The organism is Enterobacter cloacae complex sp. GYL001 (genome assembly GCF_049237125.1).
In the GTDB taxonomy this organism is placed as follows: Bacteria; Pseudomonadota; Gammaproteobacteria; order Enterobacterales; family Enterobacteriaceae; genus Enterobacter; species Enterobacter hormaechei_C.
In genome coordinates, this window is record NZ_JBMKGW010000003.1 from 206,687 (window position 1) to 224,683 (window position 17,997).

At 54.6% G+C, this 17,997-nt stretch carries 18 protein-coding genes and 1 pseudogene; 6 read left to right on the forward strand and 13 right to left on the reverse strand.

What is annotated here, in order from left to right; genetic code table 11:
* The first annotated feature begins 21 nt into the window (after nucleotides 1–21).
* Complete coding sequence (znuC, locus tag ACOTWU_RS08310) at nucleotides 22–777, forward strand: zinc ABC transporter ATP-binding protein ZnuC (protein WP_023296807.1); 756 nt, start codon at nucleotides 22–24, stop codon at nucleotides 775–777.
* Nucleotides 774–1,559 carry a zinc ABC transporter permease subunit ZnuB gene (znuB, locus tag ACOTWU_RS08315; protein WP_015570280.1) on the forward strand — a complete coding sequence of 262 codons (786 nt, stop codon included), beginning with the start codon at nucleotides 774–776 and terminating at the stop codon, nucleotides 1,557–1,559. Before znuC ends, znuB begins: the two co-directional genes overlap by 4 nt.
* 52 nt (nucleotides 1,560–1,611) lie before the next feature.
* Here the strand turns inward: znuB and ruvB are convergent, their stop codons facing one another.
* From ruvB to aspS, 6 genes are all read right to left on the reverse strand, one after another.
* A complete protein-coding gene (ruvB, locus tag ACOTWU_RS08320) occupies nucleotides 1,612–2,622 on the reverse strand; it encodes a Holliday junction branch migration DNA helicase RuvB (protein ID WP_003859753.1) in 1,011 nt (336 codons plus the stop codon).
* Between the two features lie 8 nt (nucleotides 2,623–2,630).
* Nucleotides 2,631–3,245 (reverse strand): Holliday junction branch migration protein RuvA, encoded by a 615-nt coding sequence (gene ruvA, locus ACOTWU_RS08325; RefSeq protein WP_003859751.1) that lies wholly within the window; start codon nucleotides 3,243–3,245, stop codon nucleotides 2,631–2,633.
* Nucleotides 3,246–3,325: 80 nt separating this feature from the next.
* On the reverse strand, nucleotides 3,326–3,847 hold the full coding sequence (gene ruvC, locus ACOTWU_RS08330; RefSeq protein WP_003859749.1) for a crossover junction endodeoxyribonuclease RuvC: 522 nt from the start codon (nucleotides 3,845–3,847) through the stop codon (nucleotides 3,326–3,328).
* A gap of 34 nt (nucleotides 3,848–3,881) precedes the next feature.
* Nucleotides 3,882–4,622, reverse strand: a complete 741-nt coding sequence (locus ACOTWU_RS08335) for a YebC/PmpR family DNA-binding transcriptional regulator (RefSeq protein WP_003859747.1) — start codon at nucleotides 4,620–4,622, stop codon at nucleotides 3,882–3,884.
* A 27-nt stretch (nucleotides 4,623–4,649) separates the two neighbouring features.
* Entirely contained in the window at nucleotides 4,650–5,093 is a 444-nt protein-coding gene (gene nudB, locus ACOTWU_RS08340) for a dihydroneopterin triphosphate diphosphatase (RefSeq protein WP_023296808.1), read from the reverse strand.
* A gap of 1 nt (nucleotide 5,094) precedes the next feature.
* Nucleotides 5,095–6,867 carry an aspartate--tRNA ligase gene (aspS, locus tag ACOTWU_RS08345; RefSeq protein WP_017384352.1) on the reverse strand — a complete coding sequence of 591 codons (1,773 nt, stop codon included), beginning with the start codon at nucleotides 6,865–6,867 and terminating at the stop codon, nucleotides 5,095–5,097.
* 262 nt (nucleotides 6,868–7,129) lie between these two features.
* Here aspS and ACOTWU_RS08350 point away from each other — a divergent pair, with 262 nt between their 5' ends.
* From ACOTWU_RS08350 to ACOTWU_RS08365, 4 genes and pseudogenes are all read left to right on the forward strand, one after another.
* Complete coding sequence (locus ACOTWU_RS08350; RefSeq protein WP_015570278.1) at nucleotides 7,130–7,696, forward strand: hydrolase; 567 nt, start codon at nucleotides 7,130–7,132, stop codon at nucleotides 7,694–7,696.
* Nucleotides 7,693–7,788, forward strand: a pseudogene (locus ACOTWU_RS08355) (hypothetical protein); the annotation flags it as partial. The gene ACOTWU_RS08350 and the pseudogene ACOTWU_RS08355, both read left to right, overlap by 4 nt.
* Nucleotides 7,789–8,060: 272 nt before the next feature.
* On the forward strand, nucleotides 8,061–8,324 hold the full coding sequence (locus tag ACOTWU_RS08360) for a DinI family protein (RefSeq protein WP_063137103.1): 264 nt from the start codon (nucleotides 8,061–8,063) through the stop codon (nucleotides 8,322–8,324).
* Nucleotides 8,325–8,663: 339 nt separating this feature from the next.
* Nucleotides 8,664–9,041, forward strand: a complete 378-nt coding sequence (locus ACOTWU_RS08365; protein ID WP_045347766.1) for a hypothetical protein — start codon at nucleotides 8,664–8,666, stop codon at nucleotides 9,039–9,041.
* A 323-nt stretch (nucleotides 9,042–9,364) separates the two neighbouring features.
* On the opposite strand, the gene ACOTWU_RS08370 is transcribed toward ACOTWU_RS08365, so the two are convergent.
* From ACOTWU_RS08370 to ACOTWU_RS08400, 7 genes are read right to left on the reverse strand one after another with little or no spacing between them, the layout of a single operon-like run.
* Nucleotides 9,365–10,642, reverse strand: a complete 1,278-nt coding sequence (locus ACOTWU_RS08370) for a phage tail protein (RefSeq protein WP_112778017.1) — start codon at nucleotides 10,640–10,642, stop codon at nucleotides 9,365–9,367.
* A 60-nt stretch (nucleotides 10,643–10,702) separates the two neighbouring features.
* On the reverse strand, nucleotides 10,703–11,668 hold the full coding sequence (locus tag ACOTWU_RS08375) for a DUF6453 family protein (protein ID WP_112777834.1): 966 nt from the start codon (nucleotides 11,666–11,668) through the stop codon (nucleotides 10,703–10,705).
* A 1-nt stretch (nucleotide 11,669) separates the two neighbouring features.
* On the reverse strand, nucleotides 11,670–15,551 hold the full coding sequence (locus ACOTWU_RS08380) for a phage tail protein (RefSeq protein WP_232964218.1): 3,882 nt from the start codon (nucleotides 15,549–15,551) through the stop codon (nucleotides 11,670–11,672).
* 52 nt (nucleotides 15,552–15,603) lie between these two features.
* Nucleotides 15,604–16,191, reverse strand: a complete 588-nt coding sequence (locus ACOTWU_RS08385; protein WP_032648711.1) for a tail assembly protein — start codon at nucleotides 16,189–16,191, stop codon at nucleotides 15,604–15,606.
* Nucleotides 16,191–16,901 (reverse strand): C40 family peptidase, encoded by a 711-nt coding sequence (locus ACOTWU_RS08390; RefSeq protein WP_022648880.1) that lies wholly within the window; start codon nucleotides 16,899–16,901, stop codon nucleotides 16,191–16,193. The genes ACOTWU_RS08385 and ACOTWU_RS08390 overlap by 1 nt, the downstream gene beginning before the upstream one ends.
* Before the next feature lie 2 nt (nucleotides 16,902–16,903).
* A complete protein-coding gene (locus ACOTWU_RS08395) occupies nucleotides 16,904–17,662 on the reverse strand; it encodes a phage minor tail protein L (protein WP_006809150.1) in 759 nt (252 codons plus the stop codon).
* Nucleotides 17,659–17,997 (reverse strand): phage tail protein, encoded by a 339-nt coding sequence (locus tag ACOTWU_RS08400; RefSeq protein ID WP_022648745.1) that lies wholly within the window; start codon nucleotides 17,995–17,997, stop codon nucleotides 17,659–17,661. Before ACOTWU_RS08400 ends, ACOTWU_RS08395 begins: the two co-directional genes overlap by 4 nt.

Below are 17,997 nucleotides of genomic sequence, written 5' to 3' on the forward strand. Positions count from 1 at the left end.
CTTCTGCAAGCTTAAATTGACATGACGACTTTAGTTTCTCTTGAAAATGTTTCGGTCTCATTCGGCCAGCGCCGCGTCCTTTCTGAGGTGTCGCTGAATCTGAAGCCCGGCAAAATACTCACGCTGCTCGGCCCTAACGGTGCAGGCAAGTCGACGCTGGTACGCGTCGTATTAGGCCTGGTAGCCCCTGATGCAGGTGTTATCGTCCGCCAAGACAAGTTGCGTATCGGCTATGTGCCGCAAAAATTACACCTCGATGCCACCCTGCCCCTGACGGTGAGCCGCTTCCTGCGCCTCCGTCCCGGTACGCGTAAAGCGGATATCCTCCCGGCGCTTAAACGCGTTCAGGCGGGACATCTTGTTGAGGCGCCCTTGCAAAAGCTGTCGGGCGGTGAAACCCAGCGCGTATTACTTGCCCGCGCCCTGCTCAGCAGCCCTCAGCTGCTGGTCCTGGACGAGCCGACGCAGGGTGTTGACGTCAACGGTCAGGTTGCGCTGTACGATCTGATTGACCAGCTCCGTCGGGAGCTAAACTGCGCGGTGCTGATGGTGTCCCATGATCTGCACCTGGTGATGGCCAAAACCGACGAAGTGCTGTGCCTGAACCATCACATTTGTTGTTCCGGCACGCCGGAAGTGGTGTCAATGCATCCGGAATTTATCTCTATGTTTGGCCATCGCGGCGCCGAACAGCTGGGCATCTATCGTCATAATCACAATCACCGCCATGATTTACAGGGACGAATTGTCCTGCGTCGGGGAAATGGACACTCATGATTGAACTGTTACTGCCCGGCTGGCTGGCCGGGATTATGCTTGCCTGCGCCGCGGGTCCACTCGGCTCGTTTGTCGTCTGGCGCAGAATGTCCTATTTCGGCGATACGCTGGCCCATGCTTCATTGCTGGGTGTGGCGTTTGGTTTGTTACTGGACGTGAACCCGTTTTATGCGGTGATTGTCGTCACGCTGCTGCTGGCTGCCGGTCTGGTCTGGCTGGAAAAACGCCCTCACCTGGCAATTGATACCCTGCTCGGCATTATGGCGCACAGCGCCCTGTCGCTGGGCCTGGTGGTAGTGAGCCTGATGTCAAACATCCGCGTAGACCTGATGGCCTATCTGTTCGGCGATCTGCTGGCCGTCACGCCCGAAGATCTGATTTCTATTGCCATTGGCGTGGCAGTGGTGCTCGGGATCCTGCTGTGGCAGTGGCGAAATTTACTGGCTATGACCGTCAGCCCGGATCTGGCCTTTGTCGACGGCGTGAAGCTTCAGCGCGTGAAGCTGCTATTGATGCTGGTGACGGCGTTAACCATCGGCGTGGCGATGAAGTTTGTCGGCGCGCTGATCATCACGTCGCTGCTGATAATTCCTGCCGCCACTGCGCGCCGTTTTGCGCGTACGCCGGAGCAAATGGCCGGTATCGCGGTGATTATCGGAATGATTGCGGTGACGGGCGGGTTAACCTTCTCGGCGTTTTATGACACGCCAGCGGGGCCGTCGGTGGTACTGTGCGCGGCGGTGTTGTTTATTTTCAGTATGATGAAAAAGACCGCGCAGTAGTCAGCATGTCCCCGGTGGCGCTTCGCTTACCGGGGCTACAATTTATCGCTGCTTACGGCATCGCGGGCGGCGTAATGCCGAAATGATTCCACGCCCGCACCGTTGCCATACGACCACGCGGGGTACGCTGCAAGAAGCCCTGCTGGATCAGATACGGCTCCAGCACGTCCTCGATAGTCTCACGCTCTTCGCCAATTGCCGCCGCCAGGTTATCCAGCCCTACCGGCCCGCCAAAGAACTTATCCAGCACCGCCAGCAGCAGCTTACGGTCCATATAGTCAAAGCCTTCGGCATCGACATTCAGCATATCCAGCGCCTGGGCGGCGATCTCGGCCGATATGGTGCCGTCGTGCTTCACCTCGGCAAAGTCACGCACCCGGCGCAGCAGGCGGTTGGCGATACGCGGCGTACCGCGGGAGCGCTTCGCCACTTCAAACGCCCCCTCTTCGCTCATATCCAGCCCCATGTAGCGCGCGCTGCGGCCCACAATATGCTGAAGGTCAGGCACCTGATAAAACTCCAGACGCTGCACGATACCAAACCGGTCGCGTAGCGGAGAGGTCAGAGAGCCGGCGCGGGTCGTGGCGCCAATCAGGGTAAACGGCGGCAGATCGATTTTGATCGAGCGCGCGGCCGGGCCTTCACCGATCATGATATCCAGCTGGTAATCCTCCATTGCCGGATAGAGCACTTCCTCCACCACCGGTGAAAGACGGTGGATCTCATCGATAAACAGCACGTCATGCGGTTCGAGGTTGGTCAGCATCGCCGCCAGGTCCCCTGCTTTCTCCAGTACCGGGCCGGAGGTGGTACGCAGGTTAACGCCCATTTCATTGGCGACGATATTCGCCAGGGTGGTTTTACCTAACCCCGGCGGCCCAAAAATCAGCAGGTGATCGAGCGCATCGCCGCGCAGCTTTGCCGCCTGGATGAAAATCTCCATCTGAGAACGAACCTGCGGCTGGCCGATGTACTCATCCAGCAGTTTGGGACGGATCGCGCGATCCACCACGTCATCTGGCTGAATAGTGCCTGCCGATACCAGGCGGTCTGCTTCAATCATCCTTTACCTCACAATGCAGCGCGCAGCGCTTCACGAATCAGAGTTTCACTGCTGGCATCCGGTTTAGCAATTTTGCTCACCATCCGGCTGGCCTCCTGAGGTTTATAGCCCAGCGCCACCAGCGCGGCAACCGCTTCCTGCTCGGCATCATCATCAGATGCAGGCGCGCCCGGGGAAGTCAGCACCAGATCGGCTGCCGGCGTGAACAGATCGCCATGCAGACCTTTGAAACGGTCCTTCATCTCGACAATCAGGCGCTCGGCGGTTTTCTTCCCGATGCCAGGAAGTTTAATTAACGCAGCCGGATCTTCACGCTCAACGGCGTTCACAAACTGTGGCGCTGACATACCGGACAGAATCGCCAGGGCCAGCTTCGGCCCGACGCCGTTGGTTTTAATCAATTCGCGGAACAGGGTGCGTTCCTGTTTGTTATTGAAGCCGTACAGCAGCTGAGCGTCTTCACGCACCACAAACTGGGTAAAGACAACCGCCTCTTTGCCCGCCTCCGGCAGCTCGTAGAAGCAGGTCATCGGCATATGGACTTCATAGCCCACGCCACCCACTTCCAGCAGCACTAACGGGGGTTGTTTTTCAATGATGATGCCTCTGAGTCTGCCTATCACGTGACGCTCCTGCGTTCTGGAAGAAATTATCTGCCGACATAATAAAAAAAGGCTGGATAAACATCCAGCCTGATTTGTCATTATCGTAACCTGCCTCGCGCCAGATTGAGCCGCGACTCGCTCATTTGCATCGCATTCTGGCTGACGTGACAGTGGGTAATCGCAATGGCCAGCGCATCCGCGGCGTCGGCCTGCGGGTTCGCAGGGAGCTTCAGCAGGGTACGCACCATGTGCTGCACCTGGCTTTTCTCCGCGCTACCAATGCCCACCACCGTCTGCTTAACCTGACGGGCCGCGTACTCAAACACCGGCAGATCCTGGTTCACGGCGGCAACAATCGCCACGCCGCGCGCCTGACCGAGCTTTAACGCCGAGTCAGCGTTTTTCGCCATAAAGACCTGCTCGATGGCGAAATAGTCCGGCTGGAACTGGGTGATGATCTCCGACACGCCCGCATAGATGAGCTTCAGGCGCGACGGCAGATCGTCCACTTTGGTGCGAATACAGCCGCTGCCGAGGTAGGTTAGCTGGCGTCCCACCTGACGGATAACGCCATAGCCGGTGACGCGTGAGCCGGGGTCAATCCCGAGAATAATCGACATCACGCGTCTCCCGTAAACGGTTTACAGGCTCTCATCAGAGAGTCGCTGCAACCTCATCAGAGATTTCACCGTTGTGATACACTTCCTGCACGTCGTCGCAGTCTTCGAGCATGTCGATCAGACGCAGCAGTTTCGGTGCGGTTTCCGCATCCATGTCCGCTTTGGTAGACGGGATCATGGAGACTTCAGCGTTATCCGCCTTCAGGCCAGCCGCTTCCAGCGCATCGCGCACGGCACCCATCTCTTCCCATGCGGTGTAAACATCAATAGCACCGTCGTCGTAGGTCACCACGTCTTCCGCACCGGCTTCCAGCGCCGCTTCCATGATCGCATCTTCGTCGCCTTTCTCGAAGGAGATGACGCCTTTTTTGCTGAACAGGTACGCTACAGAACCGTCAGTGCCCAGGTTACCACCGGTTTTGGTGAACGCGTGACGCACTTCCGCAACGGTACGGTTACGGTTGTCGGACAGACACTCAACCATCACCGCCGTACCGCCAGGACCGTAACCTTCATAAATGATGGTTTCCATGTTCGCGTCTTCATCACCGCCCACGCCACGTGCGATGGCACGGTTCAGGGTGTCACGCGTCATGTTGTTGGACAGGGCTTTATCCACCGCTGCGCGCAGACGTGGGTTAGAGGCCGGATCGCCGCCGCCCAGACGCGCCGCTGTCACCAGCTCACGAATGATTTTGGTAAAGATTTTACCGCGTTTGGCATCCTGTGCCGCTTTGCGGTGTTTGGTGTTGGCCCACTTACTATGACCTGCCATAAAAAGTTCTCCAAAAATCGCGCCTTCTCAGGCAGCGTTAATTACAAATTCTTCAATCGCCTGCCGGTTGCTCCACGACTTGGTCAGTGCGGCGGCATCCGCCGCATTCACCCAGCGGTAGGTCAGGTGTTCCGTGAACACGATCTCCCGCTCATGGGGAAGCGCAAGGCAGAACCACGATTCCGTATTGCGCTCAATGCCCGGTGCATAGCGATGACGTAAATGGCTAAAAATTTCAAACTCCACCGTGCGCTGACAGTCCTTCAGGGTCAGTTGCTCGTAAGCAACGTCAATGGCGACCTCTTCCTTTACTTCACGCGCGGCGGCCTGCGGCGCGGTCTCTCCCTCTTCCAGGCTGCCGGTAACCGACTGCCAGAAATCCGGATCGTCGCGCCGCTGCAACATCAGCACCCGCTTCGTGTCTTCTGCATAAATGACCACCAGAACCGAAACGGGACGCTTATATGCCATATCAGTTTTTCTCTTCCTTCTTCACCACCTCAATGCCCAGCTCAGCCAGCGCGGCCGGGTTGGCAAAGCTTGGCGCTTCAGTCATCAGACACGCCGCTGCGGTGGTTTTCGGGAAGGCGATCACATCACGGATGTTGTCGGTGCCGGTCAGCAGCATGGTCAGACGGTCAAGACCGAAGGCCAGACCCGCGTGCGGAGGGGTACCGTACTTCAGGGCGTCCAGCAGGAAGCCAAACTTCTCGCGCTGCTCCTGCTCGTTAATGCCCAGAATGCCGAACACGGTCTGCTGCATTTCACCGCTGTGAATACGCACGGAACCGCCGCCCACTTCGTAGCCGTTGATGACCATATCGTAGGCGTTTGCCACCGCGTCTTCCGGCGCTGCTTTCAGCTCTGCCGCCGTCATCTCTTTTGGCGAGGTGAACGGGTGGTGCATCGCGGTCAGGCCGCCTTCACCGTCGTCTTCGAACATCGGGAAGTCGATTACCCACAGCGGCGCCCATTTGCTTTCGTCGGTCAGGTTCAGGTCTTTGCCGAGCTTCAGACGCAGCGCGCCCATCGCATCCGCAACCACTTTCTTGTTGTCTGCACCGAAGAAGATCATGTCGCCGTCCTGCGCGCCGGTGCGCTCAAGGATCGCTTCCACGATGTCCGCATTCAGGAATTTCGCCACCGGGCTGGTGATGCCTTCCAGACCTTTTGCACGCTCGGTCACTTTAATATAGGCCAGACCTTTCGCGCCGTAGATCTTGATGAAGTTGCCGTAGTCGTCAATCTGCTTACGGCTCAGGGCAGCACCGCCCGGAACGCGCAGGGCAGCCACGCGGCCTTTCGGATCGTTAGCCGGGCCAGCAAAGACCGCGAACTCAACGGCTTTCACCAGGTCTGCCACGTCCACCAGCTCCATCGGGTTACGCAGGTCTGGTTTGTCAGAACCGTAGCGACGCTCGGCTTCCGCGAAGGTCATGACAGGGAAATCGCCCAGCTCAACGCCTTTCACGTCGTTCCACAGGCTACGCACCAGGGCTTCCATCACCTCACGCACCTGCTCAGCGGTCATGAAGGAGGTTTCCACATCGATCTGGGTAAATTCTGGCTGACGGTCAGCGCGCAGGTCTTCGTCGCGGAAGCATTTCACGATCTGATAGTAGCGATCGAAGCCGGACATCATCAGCAGCTGTTTGAAAAGCTGTGGTGACTGCGGCAGCGCGTAGAATTTGCCTTTATGGACGCGGGATGGCACCAGGTAGTCGCGCGCGCCTTCCGGCGTGGCTTTGGTCAGCATCGGGGTTTCGATATCAAGGAAACCGTGGTCATCCATAAAACGGCGCACCAGGCTGGTGATTTTCGCACGGGTTTTCAGGCGCTGAGCCATTTCCGGACGACGCAGATCCAGGTAGCGGTATTTCAGACGCGCTTCTTCGGTGTTGACGTGGTTGGAGTCCAGCGGCAACGCTTCCGCGCGGTTGATGATCGTCAGATCGGACGCCAGCACTTCGATAGCGCCGGTCGCCATGTCGGCGTTGACGTTTTTCTCGTCACGCGCACGCACGGTGCCCGTCACCTGAATGCAGAACTCATTGCGCAGCTCAGAAGCCAGCTTCAACGCATCAGCGCGATCCGGATCGAAGAACACCTGAACGATACCTTCGCGGTCACGCATATCAATAAAGATAAGGCTACCAAGATCGCGACGACGATTGACCCAACCACACAGGGTGACCTGCTGCCCGACGTGGGACTGACGCAGCTGCCCGCAATATTCTGTACGCATGAGATATCCCTTAATTAGCCGCAGGCTGATTGTCGCCTGTCTCGCAGGCTACGATGTCGCAGCTTTCTGTATGTCACAACTGGATGAAAAAAGGCGGCTATTATACTGGAAATTCTGCCGCACGATAAGAGCGAAGCACGGCCTGACGCGCGTTTGCTGAACTCTTATTGCCTATTCTCACAAAAATTAACAAAATTATCCGACCGATAACAGGCCATCACGTCGTAAGGTGTAGAAAAGCAATCATTTGACGGGAGTGACGATGTTTACACTTGATGCCACCAAAACCGCCCTTGTGGTCATTGATTTACAGGAAGGCATTCTGCCTTTTGCCGGTGGTCCGCACACCGCTGACGATGTGGTCAGCCGCGCTGCGCGCCTGGCAGAAAAATGCCGCGCCAGCGGCTCGCCTGTTGTTATGGTGCGCGTCGGCTGGTCCGCTGATTTCGCCGAAGCGTTAAAACAGCCGGTTGATGCCAAGGCCCCGGCGCAGGCGCTGCCGGACAACTGGTGGACATATCCTGTCTCGCTCGGTAAACGCGACAGCGATATAGAAGTCACCAAACGCCAGTGGGGCGCATTCTACGGCACCGACCTGGAGCTCCAGCTGCGCCGTCGCGGGATCGACACTATTATTCTGTGCGGGATCTCCACCAACATCGGTGTGGAATCCACCGCCCGTAACGCCTGGGAGCTGGGCTTTAACCTGGTGATCGCGGAAGATGCGTGCAGCGCAGCCTCTGCGGATCAGCACCAGGGCAGCATGACCCATATCTTCCCGCGTATCGGTCGCGTGCGCAGCACGGATGAGATCCTCAGCGCGCTATGATGTACGTGGGCCTGCCCCAGTGGTCGCACCCGAAATGGGTGCGCCTGGGTATTACCAGCCTTGAAGAGTATGCCCGACACTTTAACTGCGTGACGCGGCAATTTTAAAAATCACTAAAGAACGCCCAAGAGCATGTGTATTCTTTAGAATTATCAATCACATAAAATTCCCTTCATATGAAAATCACCAAAGTTCATATGAGTAAAAATGTCCCACCCATGCCCCAACCCGTCTCAAAAACAATTTTTTTGCCCCATCCATGCCCCATGGATCTCTTCTGAAATGCTATATACCCAACCATTGACACTGTGCAAATAACCAGTATAAATTCTCTTTAAAAATACAGTCGTTTCCGGAGGTCTTTATGTTCGTTGAGCTGGTCTATGACAAGCGTAATGTTGATGGTTTGGTTGGCGCCAGAGAGATTATCCTGGCAGAGCTGACGAAACGGGTGCACCAGATTTTCCCTGACGCAGAAGTGAAGGTTAAGCCGATGCAGGCGAACGCCTTAAACAGCAACGCCAGCAAAAGTGATCGTGAAAAACTGAACCGAATGCTGGAAGAAATGTTTGAAGAGTCCGATATGTGGCTGGTATCTGAATTTCCGGCTGTCCGTCAAAATGGGTAGCATGCCAACTGACTATTCTTATTCGTTGATTTACAAAAAAAATCTCTAGTTCACATTGCTTACGCTTGTTTGTGCTAGGCTTATCTTACTAAGAGGCTACAACCATTATTCTAGTTGTTCACACAGATTGATAAATATTATCATAAAGTTTGTATTTCATTTGCCGATTTTAAGTGTATAAATTAAGACCAGTTGATGCATAATTTTTGAAAGAGTTTAAAAGGCGCGCTCTATCACAACTATCAGACTTTGAGCATTGAAATTGATCTTGATTGTCCCCATCATGAGAGTATGATGATTGACCAATTTTAAACTGCATACACACGGTCAGGATCTACAATGTTACAAGAAGAAAAGGATGCATATGACAAGGCTATTACGTCAATTGTCTATGCACTGGAATCGTTAGGATCACTGTTTTCAGTTCATGGTATGGAAGGTCTTTATGAGCTGACAAATCCGAGTTTTGAAGAACTTCAGGATACATTGGCTAAAATGAAGGCAGGCGCAGAAGACCTTAACCATGAGATCGAGCGTCTTGTAACTGAAAAGCACGATCTTGATGCCGCTGGGGCCAGCGTGGGCTTAATGAATATCCGCCAAGGCATCATGTATGCAGAAAGTCTTTTGATGGCTGTTCAGCAGAAGGATTTGAAGAAGTCCTTAGAGGCTCATGAACAGGTCGTTAACCACGGAATTCAACCCAATAATTGGTAGTAACCCGAGCAGGAGCACATTAGCTATGAACAAAACACTCCAGAACCTTCTTTTAAACTCATACAGGCTGCGTGGACTCATTGATGACCTTAATGAGAGAGCAGCAAAGAAGAAACCTGTTAAGAAAGCAGCTTAACAACCAGAACCCGGCAAAGCCGGGTTCTTTGTTTACAGAGGCTGGAAAACACGTTTTTGCAGAGTTCCAGGCCATTCGAAGGGTTGTGTTGTAAATCTTGTTCTTGTAATGTTCTCGACGTTTGCTCGGGCATGAACACTGAGCAACCAGCCGCCGCCCGTTCTTGCATACGACAGGCGGCGGTTTTTTACGAAGAAGGTTCAGCCGACTCTTTCTGACGCTGATTCCAGATACTGTTTTCAGGCATATCGAGACGAACATCGATCCAGCTGTTCACCGGCACGTCCATCGGTTCCCCTTTTGCTTTGACGATCTCCCCCTCATCGCCCAGCATGTATTTCCGCTTAAAAAGCCGAATCGTCAGCCCACCGCTTTCTGTCTGCTCTGCCTCAACTACACCCAGCTCTCCCATTCCGCCCGGGTCCATTGGAGGGAGGAGCTGCCATCCCTCAGACGCCAGGCCTGCCGAACCAGTGAGCTTGTAAACCCCAATATCGAGGCGGGAAAGGGTTATCCCCTCCGCCTCGGCGTTCGCCGTACCACAGCCGCACCAGGCGAATTCCTGTTCGTCGATGTCAGTGCGCTGACATTCCTTCTGGCTTTTCACAATACGGGCTACAGGCGATGCTGCCTTAAGCGTACCGTCACTGGCTTTGGTGGTATTGCCAGTGGTGTAGAGCTCATTCCACGCCGAGAAGTTATTACCGCTTCGCCCCCGTACCGCAGCTCTTCCTGTTGTCGGCGCAATCTGTAGCATTCCATAAACGCCCTGGTACCTTGACATAACCAGCATTGGGGCAAAATTATCGAAGTACTGAACGCCACCATCACCAGGGCCTCTGTAAATGCCGCTGTACTCGTTATACCTGCCGTCATTACCACCCGGATGAGCTATGTATGTCCCCCATCCAAAATAACCACGAGCCATCAACCCCTCACTCGCGTAATCAGGTGCATACAACGAGTTTCTTGTAGCCGCATCACCCAGTTCCAGATTTTTTCGGGCTCCCGCAGCAGTCGATGCGCCGGTACCGCCCAGGGTCATCGGCACCAGCCCGTTCGGGTCTTTCTGGACCACTGACTGCATGCCCGGAACGGTTACTTCCTTGCCGTTGATGGTGATCGTCACGGTGCCGGCTGACTGCATTACGTCAGCGAACCCGCTCATGTAGCGCTGGTACATCGTGAAGGTTTCAGCGATATCCTGCGCCAGCCCATCCACGCTCAGACTGTCACTCAGAAGAATGGCAAATCGGGTTCCGGCGGGAACTGCTGGGTTAGCCGCTGGCGTTACGGTGAGACTTGTTGCGCTGCCAATGGTGGTAATCTGAAATACCTGCACAGGGCTGGTCATTGCAATAACGGTACATCCGTTACGAATAAGAGATCCAGCAGCAGTGAAGTTTGTGCCGGTACCTGTAAGGGTGTTTCCGCTGATCGCGATAGTGCCAGTGGTATAAATCATGTTTTCTCCAGACAATAAAAAAACCCCGCCGGAGCGAGGTTGATTAAAAAGACAGTTTATTCAGACGTACATATCGGGTAGAACGGGAAGGTTCAGTGGCGTTACCGTGTCATTACCAAAAATTGCATACCGCTCGCGCCCAAGATATTTCCCACCCTGAACTGAAGCACTGCCGTTCTGTATTTTTATTCCAAACATTCGATACACATACATGCCATTTACTTCGTGAGCCATCAGCCCGAATCTGCCCAGCGGAACATAGCCGCTGCCGATGCTCACGGCATTTTTCGAAGGCGTCCAGTGTTGGTTGAGGTAGACGAAAGGCCGCTTTGTCGTCGAAAACGTGCAAGCCCCGGCTGCATTGAAGATGTTTAGCCCCGTGCCAGGCTGCGGCGCCACGCCACTGGCAAAGATGACAATATCTATCGTGCCGGTCGTTGGAGCATCATCGTTGGTGGATGGAGGGCTGAAGAACCTGACCGTGTTGCCATCGAAATCGACTGTGTTACCGCTATTGCAGCGCCCAAAGACGATATATTTGGACTTGTCGTACCCCGCTATCGTGGGAACTGCCCAGCCGCCAGTGGGAACATTGACGGTACCCTTCCAGATACACTGCCCTGACTGCGTGGCATTGGTAATCGCCAGGAAGTCAGTACTGTCATCAATAAGCAGGCCTTCTCCTTTACGCTGACCAGGAGGAAATATCTGCCAGATGCTTCCGGGGAACGTGTACGTACTCTCACGCTCACTGATGCTTATATCCTTCATCGTGGAATTCTGCGTCACGCGGCCACCGGATATGGTGACCGAGTTCATTTTATGAAGCAGCCCTGAATCAAGATAAGCCGTCGCGTGAGGGATAAACAGCACCTGCGCCCCGGAAACATAACCGGCAACATCAGCGTACTTGGCTTTCTGGTAGCCACTGTCAAAGTTGGCCCCAAACGACGGGCATCGCAGGCCCGCAGTTATCTCCATGCGCTTTCCGCCGTCATTTAGTTCTATCAGTAGTCCTGTCGGCATTTTATGTCCACGTCCCCAGTACGATGCGGCCGCCACCCGGAATATTAATGGTTACGCCATTACCATTAATCACCGTTGTGTTACCGGAGCCATTGAAAGAAAAATTACCGTTTGTGGCGTAAATCGAGCCGCGAACGGTCACGTTGTTAAACGTCGCGTAGCCAGATTTGTTGATGTGCCAGCCAACGTTCCCGGTGCCGTCCCAGGTTGAAGATTGGATATAGCTGCCGATCTTGGCGTTTCCAATCGTCCCGTCTCCAATGACCGTGTCCCGGATTATGGTCTGCCCGTTCTGGATAACGAACGGAAGCGTAACGGTCGCTCCTGCCTGGTGAGTAACGGCGAAGCGGTCAGCCAGGAAGATAACCTGCGACTGCATGCCGGACGGCGTATTCTCCACGCCGATCCCCATCCCTGCCGCGTAATACTGACCATTGCTGGATAACCCGACCTTGATACTGTACATCGCCTTCAGGTCCCCGTTAACGTTCGCGATGGCCTGAGCGTTAGTAGTAATGGCTGACGTATGCCCGTTGATGGTCGCCGTAATGCCGTTTATCTGCGTGGCCGTGGCCTGCTGATAATCGGAGAACGTCTGGTTCAGGCTGTTGATGGATGCCTTGTTGCCGTTCACGTCAGTCTGCAAACTTAGCAGCGAACGTGCTGTTGCCTCCCTGTCGCTTGCCATGACGTTATCAATACGATCGATGCCGGCCTTGCTGTCACCGTACTGCGCACTGAGTCTCACCCGCTGATCAACCTGCGCCAGCGTACTCGTTATTAGCGCGATAGCGTTATTCTGGATGCCGCCGCTGGCAGTATCGGTTCTTGCTCCCAGCTCCTCCAGGCGGGATGCCATTGATGAAGTCGTGTCGGTGACAACCTGTCGCAACGTGGTGATATCAGCAGTGTTTTGCGAGCTGGCTTGTTCAGCTGCATCTGCCTTACCTGATGCAGCGTCAGCTTTACTCGAAGCCGAATCAGCTTTATCAGAAATGACCTGAGTACTCGCAGTGAGCTGATCAACAGCAGTAGCCCTTGCCTGAGTTTCATCTGACAGAGCCTGCCTTACCTCGGTAATTCCCGCCTCGTTCTGCGCAGTTTTTGCCTCAAGACGCGTAACATCCGTTACGCGCGCCTCCGTTTCAGTAGCGATCACCTCCCGGAGCTGTTCGAAAGTCGCAGAGTTAGCGCCCTGTTGGGCTGTCTGGCGCACGACAACATCGGCAATAGCCAGCGCGTTTCCGATGATTGCTTCAGCGGTCTGCTTGTTCGAGCCAACCGCAGCAGCAAGGCCGTCTGCGTTCTCTTTGATTGCATCAGCCAGTTCTGCCAGTTTTCCGCTGCTGTCCAGCGCGTTCTCGATCAAGTCTTTGAACGTATCGGAGCCTTTCATGTCCTCCAGGATTGCATCGGTGATATCGGATACATCGATGCTGGCCTGCCCGCGCACAAAGTCTGTATACCCTGATTCGTTTCCGCTGCGGTCCACCAGCTGCGCGCGGTACCAGAAAATTTGCCCAGCCTTTAGGCCCATCTGCTGATACTTGCGCTGCGGATAGGGTACGTCTGCCAGCAGCATCGCATCGTCTTCCGTCCCGGTCAGGCTGTACTGAATTTCCGTCTTCAGCGTGTCGTCGGTGTTCGCCGGGAATCCCCAGCTAAGCTCGATACCGAAAACCACATTATCAGAAGCGATGAAGCCGACCGGTTTCGGCGGATTGCCCACTTTACCCGTAAGATTTACTTCTGATGATGTCTCCCATACTGATGAAACGTCGCTGGCGTTCACCGCCCTGACACGGACCAGATAGCGACCCGAGTAGATACCCTGCACTTCAAAGCCGAGAGAAGACGTTCGGGGCACACTAATCCAGTTGCCGCTGTCACGCCGCCATTCCGCCTCGTACGCAACTGCACCCTGAACAGAATCCCAGGCAACGCGCATAGTGGTAATCGCAATGTTCTGGTTAACCGTAGAGTAACTGTCTACGACAATATTTCCTGGGGGAGCCTGAACCCCCGGTGGAATGACACTGACTGGCCGCTCGTCCAGTCTTGCGCCGGTATCAACAGCGGAATAGATATCAGGGTTGTAAGTCGTCCCGGTGACCTCGAAAGTGCCGTCGTTGTTGTCCCGCGTTCCCGTAACACGGAAAAGCGCTATAAACAGATCGTCAGAGTCCACACCCCAGTTACATTCAGCCTCCGGCGTTTCGCTGTAGGGTGTGGTGACAGTGACTGTGTTTCCGTTAACGGCCTGGACGGTTCTGGCCTGAGCTGTGCCTGATGGAAGATTCAAAAACAGCCGGTTCCCGGCCTTCACATCAGCGGCGCGATCGAGGGTTATGTTGCGGCCGTTAACCCCACTCACCCTGCCGCCGATAGTTCTTCCGGCCAGCTCGTTAGCAGCCACGCCGATCACCTCCCCGACAGGTGGGACGTCCATGCCCGTGCTGAAGGTCACCACCTCGCCGATACCGTTAGTGAGCAGCGCCCAGCGCCCCCGCCGGTTTGCCTCTGACTGCCTGGTGCAGCCGATCGCAGTCATTTCGAGCTGACGATAATCGAAGCGCATGGCCAGATCGTTATCGTAAACAGGCTCAGGCGTGTCTTTATAGTGGTTGGCAGGGTCTGACCAGTTCACCAGCGCGGCAGTGTTTCGGGTGGTTTCACTCGGATCCGCAAAGGTAAATTTTCCTTCAACAACGCTGGCGTGGTTATAGATGTGCCACACATCCCGTGGCATATCAGCCAGGACATACATCTTATTGTCGCCCCAGTACGTCATGCCGCGAAATATACCCGCCAGATCACGAAGTACAGTCCAGGCGTCATTACGGTCCTGGATATAAACGTTGCAACGAAAACGAGGCTCCGTCCCACTTCCGCCCTTGCCATCTGGTACCAGTTGATCGCAATACTGGGCGATGCGATAAAGCTCCCATTTGTCTATCTGAGTCGCATCAATTCTTTGACCCAGCCCGAAGCGCTCGTTCAGAATGATGTCGTAATAAATCCAGGCAGGATTATCCGTCCATGCCCATTTAAATACGCCCTCCCATGTACCAGAATAAGTGCGGGTTTCGGGATCATAAGTATCAGGTACACGGATGATTCGCCCTTTCGGATTACACACAACCTGAGGAATGCCATTAGGGAACTGCTTTGCGTCAAACTCTACATACAGCAGCGCTGTGTTAACGTAGCGAAGTTTGGCGTCAATAATTTCAGTAACGGCCACAACGCGCATGGTGTCGACGATATTCACGCTCGTGGAATCCGGCGTGATTCTGCGAACCCGCAACTGCCATCCAGTCGAGGCTTTCGGAAGATTGACGCGGTGACTGCGCTCATAAAGCGACGTGGTTTTGTCATCAACAGCACCGTTAACCACCGTTTCATACGGCCCGCCATCGACCGACAGATCGATAGCATACTCTACGCGGGTGCCGACTTTATCGCCGTTGTTTTTCTGGAGTAAAAGAGTTGGCCATCCCAGGCGAATTCGCAGCGCAGAGAGCTGCGTGTTGGATACCGCGCGCACGTACGGCACAGCCTGTTTCAGCTCGTATGAAACCTGAAGTTCGTTTTCAATGCCGGGGAAGCCCTGAATGTAGTCCTGGTCCTGAGTACCGGAACGGAACTCATATTTCACATTATTGAAGTTATAACTTCCGTCGGCGTTCTGAAGAGGCGTGTAGGAAGATGAGTCACCAAGAAAAATGTTTTTACCATCAAGCCCGCCAGCGAACTCACCCTCTCCAAGCGCAATCAGCACCTTTGCCCTTGCAATGGACTGAATGCTGTCCGGTGCTTCAATGGGTGTTCGGGTCTGATTGCTGCCACCTTTACCGCGGCCTTTGATGATTGTCGTCGTCATATCGCGTCCATAAAAAAGCCACCGTCAGGTGGCTTGCAGTACGTGGTTTGGTTTATTGCTGATCTTCTGCATAAACCCCGGCGGATATAATGGCGCCGCCAATTTCCCGTTGCCCATAAAGCAGGGGAACGGGATTGCCAGATGCTGTCGTGTTAACGGGACCACCAAACGCATAGGAGGGTTTGTTATCAGGTTCCTGACGCATTCGCAGACCTGAAACCTGAGGAGAGAGCATCTGCACTACACCACCAACGGCCATAGAACCAGCTGCGGCATATAGTGCCATTTGTGTGCTTGCTGCCCATCCTATTGGGTTCCACCAGGTAAAGGCCGCAATTGCGGCGGCAGTAACAATTTGAAAGAGCCCCGCCCTTTTACTACCGCGTATGACAGGGATAATACGGAGCTCATCACCAGGCCCAAGAAGATCAAACTCTTCCTTGCCTATGTTTATTTGGTTTCGGAAGATGACAAAGTCCAGCCCTTTCGCTCTGGTCTCTCGCAGGTAGGCATCAAATCCGTCAATGGTGTTAGAAAGTGCCCTGAACACTTCGCTGGCCGACGTTAGTGCGCGGCGATGTGTCCTGCCAAATCGCTGAGCCATTGAGCCGCTGAGTTTGATAACGGTTTTTCTTTCCATTACATCAAATCCTTATAACGCAGAATTTTGATGGTACGGTCACGGTAATAGCCACCGTAGGGAATACGCTGGCTTAGCTGGCCATACATGTGATGCAGTAGCATGTTGCCATCAAGCAAAATCCCGGCATGGTTCGGGACGGTGGACTGAACCTGCATGATAACCATGTCACCTGGCTGAGCGGGACCGTCGTACTCACGAAAACCGCATTCCTGCCAGTTGTCCATATAGAGGTTTTCACCCTGCTCCCACCAGTGGCGATCTACGCTGTAGTTGGGCAGTTCAATGCCGTGTTCGATGCGGAAATAGTCCATGATGAGAGACCAGCAGTCTGCATATCCGAGAACAAACTGGCGCCCTGTGAGGGGTCGGTCTCCGCGAGGCATGACGGTGCGAATGTCGCCCTCCGGCCACGATGCAATAATCCACGGCAGTTCCGTGGCATCACACATCAGCATGTCGAGCTCGCTCGGTTGGGTTGTTGCCCCGTCGCCGGGGTGACTGTGGACGATCGCCACCACAGTTCCCTGCTCTTCGGCGGCCGCATAATCCTCATGATTGAGTTCAAATTGCTCAGTCGGCGACTCAGCATTATTTTTGCAGGGGATGTATTTCTCCACCCGCCCCTTCTGAATAACCACGCCACAGCACTCCTCGGGGAAGGATGCGGCGGCATGCGCCAGAATGGCGCTAACTGTTTTGTCGCGCATGATTATCCTCTCAGAAGTGAAGCCCCGGGGAACCCGCCATAATCCAGCTGCTCATTCTCTCCGAAACGAGGTTTGCAGCCCGTTGACAGCAGTCCGGAGCAAACATCCTGTGAAGGATCATCCACCCGGTTGCCGTCTTTATCGAACCAGCCGTTTTGCCCGGCGTAGGTGCAGCCATTCCCGGTTTTGTACCAGCCCCGCATGCACCACGTGCACATTGGCTGAATTTGCCGGGTCGGAATGAGTTGCCCGCGCAGATCGGCTGGACTGGAAAGCTCAAACTCTACGGTTTCATCGTCTGATCCTGATTTACGGTCGATGTAATAAACCTGTTTGCGCTCCTCGTTGGGATTCGCAGTTGGGTTCCCGTCAGGAAAATTTCTTGCGTCCAGGTAGTGGGCGAAGGTGTCATGGATGATCACCTTTGCCTTAGCCATCCCCTGAAACCTTCGGCACAGCGCGCCAATCGTGCCGCTGATGTTTGCCACGGTGAGAGAAGGCCGTGAACTCTGGCCGTCACTGCTTACAGATATGCCGGTCAGTTCATACGGCCACGCGCCATACTCCTGCCCCTGCCACCACACCGACTTCGGCTCAAGTTTTGACTCGTCGCCGCCTGCGGCGATGATTTCCGCCTCGGTATGCGGAATTGTCTCGTTGTGAAAGCGAAGAATACCCGCACCGAACGCTGAGCCGTCCACCTCGATCAGGCGGACGCGCTTACCCGGTTCCAGTTTCTGGACATCAGATGAAATACTCATGGATGGTATGCCTGTATGAATGTGCTGCTGAGGGTGTATTTTTTGTTGCCGTGGGTAGATATCTGGAAGGATTCCGCGCGCCATAAACCTGAAGGCTCAAGCGGTGGCTTCCAGATAAATGACTTCCACCCTGCATGTCTGTTCAGAAAGTTTTTAATGGCCTGAATGTAAGCCTCGTCGCCGGTAAAGCTCACGCTCCACTGAGGTGTTACCGGGTTGATGCCGTCCCCGGCCACCTGTGTATAGCCATCGCCAAACTGCGCCTTTCGGGTACGAAAACTTGTATCAACCTGAGAGGCAACCTTTGGGCACCAGCTGAAGGTTTCGACTGCCAT